3 protein-coding genes and 1 tRNA gene are annotated in these 3,187 nt (G+C 52.1%); 3 read left to right on the top strand and 1 reads right to left on the bottom strand.

The window, feature by feature from the left end; genetic code table 11:
* The 3 genes from DKG74_RS22530 to DKG74_RS21575 all read left to right on the top strand — a co-directional run.
* The coding region (locus tag DKG74_RS22530) for an integrase core domain-containing protein (RefSeq protein WP_423841707.1) at positions 1-246 on the top strand (246 nt) is incomplete at its 5' end.
* 146 nt (positions 247-392) lie between these two features.
* Positions 393-1,955 (top strand): AAA family ATPase, encoded by a 1,563-nt coding sequence (locus tag DKG74_RS21295; RefSeq protein WP_207779458.1) that lies wholly within the window; start codon positions 393-395, stop codon positions 1,953-1,955.
* Positions 1,952-2,827, top strand: coding sequence for an HNH endonuclease (locus tag DKG74_RS21575; RefSeq protein ID WP_133251679.1), 876 nt, complete (start codon positions 1,952-1,954; stop codon positions 2,825-2,827). The genes DKG74_RS21295 and DKG74_RS21575 overlap by 4 nt, the downstream gene beginning before the upstream one ends.
* A gap of 237 nt (positions 2,828-3,064) precedes the next feature.
* Here DKG74_RS21575 and DKG74_RS21300 read toward each other — a convergent pair.
* Positions 3,065-3,141: transfer RNA gene (locus DKG74_RS21300), tRNA-Met, on the bottom strand.
* Positions 3,142-3,187 lie beyond the last annotated feature (46 nt).

Raw genomic sequence — 3,187 nt, forward strand, 5'->3', positions numbered from 1 at the left:
AACGGGCGAATGCGGGACGAGCTTCTGAACGAGACCTTGTTCTTCGGCTTGCGCCATGCCCGCGCGGTCGTTGCCGACTGGATCGAGGACTACAACACCGAGCGGCCACATTCCTCGCTCGGCTATGAGACACCGGCCGCCTATGCCGCCGGCCTGCGCAAGCAATGGGAGGGGCATGCCCCTCCCATTGCTTCATTCTCCACGGTGCGTAATTCTAACCACAGGTCTCTGCTTCCTGTTGGATGAACCATGGGGGTCAGGTCACTCCGATGCATCGTATCCAAACAACAGGAAAGAACGGCCTAAGCACGAGCTGCTGGAAAAAACGAGCAATCGCACTTGGACGGTGATTGTGAGCTTATGGAACAGACCTCGCCAACAAGAGGCCCAAAATGAACGCGATGCCGCAGATCGAGTTTAGACTGATCGGAAGGAAGGAAAACCCCATCGATGGGCGCCCCAACACCGTTTACTTGAAAATAGACCACTGGAACGACTACTCATTTGTTACGATGTTTGAGGTCTTTGCCTACGATGAGAATGCAGCGCCTCATAGATTGCCAAATATAAAAATTGGCTTCGTTGGACAAACTGTCAATGTATCGACGCACGCAACGCTTGAAAAATCATTCACCCACCTCCCACAAAATTACTTCAGCGTCGCAACAGACATAGATTTTTACAAGACCCTGGCACGAGATTTTCCGCAGGCATGGAGAACCGCCTTTCTGACAAACCTTCGAGATGTTGTGCATGATCCAAGCATTCTTGATATCGCAAAGTCAGAAAACGTATTTAAGACATCGCATCTTCGCAGTGTCAGCATTAACTCGATTGTCTCGCAGTTCCCTAGGGTACTTGCGGGCGATGCCCCACCAACGGACTTTCTATTTCACTTCTCACTTCCCAGTTCGGAGAAATTTGCAGAGTTTGATCTTGAGTTTCGGGTCGAAGCTGGATCGCTGCCGAGCACAAACATCCATGCCATCATTGGACGGAATGGTGTTGGAAAAACCACGCTTCTCAAACACATGGTCAAAGCAATAGCTGGGCAGTCAGAGTTGGGAGCCAGATTTTACGAGCCCGGACTTTTTGGGGCGGGAAGAAAGGCATTAGGGAAAGACTTTTTTGCAAACTTGGTATCGATTGCATTCAGTGCTTTCGATCCATTTGACCTACCGGCAGCCGACGAGAACCCCTCTGACGGGACTCCATATAGTTACATTGGCCTGACGGATTATTCTGGAGAGGACGGCTCAATTCTCAAATCGCGCGATGAGTTGCATTCTGAATTTATTGACGCGCTGCGCTTTTGCCTAAGCGAGACTGTCCGGCGGCAGCGCTGGCTTAATGCAGTGTCAGTTCTTGAAAGCGATAGCAACTTTGCAGACATGAAGCTACTTGAGCTAAGCGAGATTGAACCTGACGACTTACCGGCGCGCGCTGGGAAACTAGTCTCTCGAATGAGCTCTGGCCACGCAATCACGATTCTCACGATTACTCAGTTGGTTGCGAAGGTTGAAGAAAAGACACTAGTGCTGATTGATGAGCCTGAGAGTCACCTTCATCCTCCACTTCTGTCGGCGCTCGTAAGGAGCTTAAGTCAACTGCTTTACAAACAGAATGGAGTTGCAATTGTCGCAACTCATTCGCCGGTCGTGCTGCAGGAGATCCCAAGCGCATGTGTCTGGAAGCTCTACAGAACCAGAGCATCATCCGAGAAATCCCGGCCAAGTATAGAAACATTCGGCGAGAATGTCGGAACGCTCACGCGCGAAGTTTTTGGACTAGAGGTAGAGAAAGCTGGGTTCCACACCCTCTTGCGCCAAGAGGTTGATTCTGGCGGAAGCTATGAAACGATCGTGGGTCGATTCAAGGGGAGCCTTGGACTTGAAGCACATGGTATTCTACGAGCGATGGTTATTAGCCGTGACGCAGGCCAAGACAGGCAATGAAGAAACTATTACCGCCTGCTCATCAGCCGCTTGAGCTGTTCGATGCCTGCGTAGCTGAGATGGAAGAAGCGGCGCGTGCTGCCTTTGTAGCAAGTAGGGATCAGATCGACGCCTCGGCGGTTGCATTTAGGGACCACTCCGCGACAAAAACTTGGTCTCTTCTACCCAGAGCAAGACATGGGCATCGGGAAGACATCATCGCAGGGGTTCTTACCAAGGGCGCGCTGATGGATTTGTATGACGAGGGCGTAGTCAAGAGCTCTGGTCAACCCCGCAAAATCTACGACGAGATACTTGTTGCTGCACAGGGAAGTTGCCCCTATTGCGCAGGGATTGGAACTCCCAGAACACTCGATCACTATCTACCAAAAGCCAAGTTTCCGGCGCTATCAGTGCACCCGCGCAACCTCATTCCGGCTTGCAGGGATTGCAACACCGATGCTGGGGCGGGCTTTTCGTTGTTGGAAGCCGAACAGCCAATTCATCCCTATTTGGACAAGGACTCTTTCTTTGTCGATCGATGGGTTCGGGCAAGGGTTATTAGATGCACTCCCATAGTTGTCCAGTTCTTCCCTAGTCCTCCTGAACATTGGGAGGTGGTTGATAGGCGGCGCGCAGAGAAGCACTTTCTGGACTGCAAGCTGCAAGATAGGTTTGGTAGCCAGGTTGCCGGAGAGCTAAGTCCACTCGTTCTCCAGCGCCAGTCGAGTCTGGCGGTGTTCTCACCAGCGCAGTTCGAAGCGCACCTGAGGATCGTAGCTAATGACCCTAAGCTGCTCCTCAACGGTTGGAAGCGAACAATGTACTTGGCGTTAGCAGATACGCCATGGTTTTGTAATGCAGACTTCAATGGGAATTGGCTGATTGACTAGTGGGGAGCGCTTCCATCCCGATTGGCTCAGGCAATGTTTGACCTCGGCAGAGCTGCGTTTCCTACCAAGCGCGTTCTGTTGCGGTTTTCGCGTGTTCTTGATCCTGCCCGACCACTATCCTACTGGAAACGCACGCAGAATTCATCCGTTTGTTGACCTATTGTTGACCTGCCGCGTGGAACGCAAAGAGCCCCGCTGTATGGCGGGGCTCAAGGCATTGATCTGTATTGATAAAACTGGTTGCGGGGGCCAGATTTGAACTGACGGCCTTCAGGTTATGAGCCTGACGAGCTACCGGGCTGCTCCACCCCGCGCTGGGTGTGGGGGGACATTGTGGGTTCTCTGTATGCTTTGCAGGCC

This window comes from Zavarzinia aquatilis (assembly GCF_003173035.1).
Taxonomy (GTDB): Bacteria; Pseudomonadota; Alphaproteobacteria; order Zavarziniales; family Zavarziniaceae; genus Zavarzinia; species Zavarzinia aquatilis.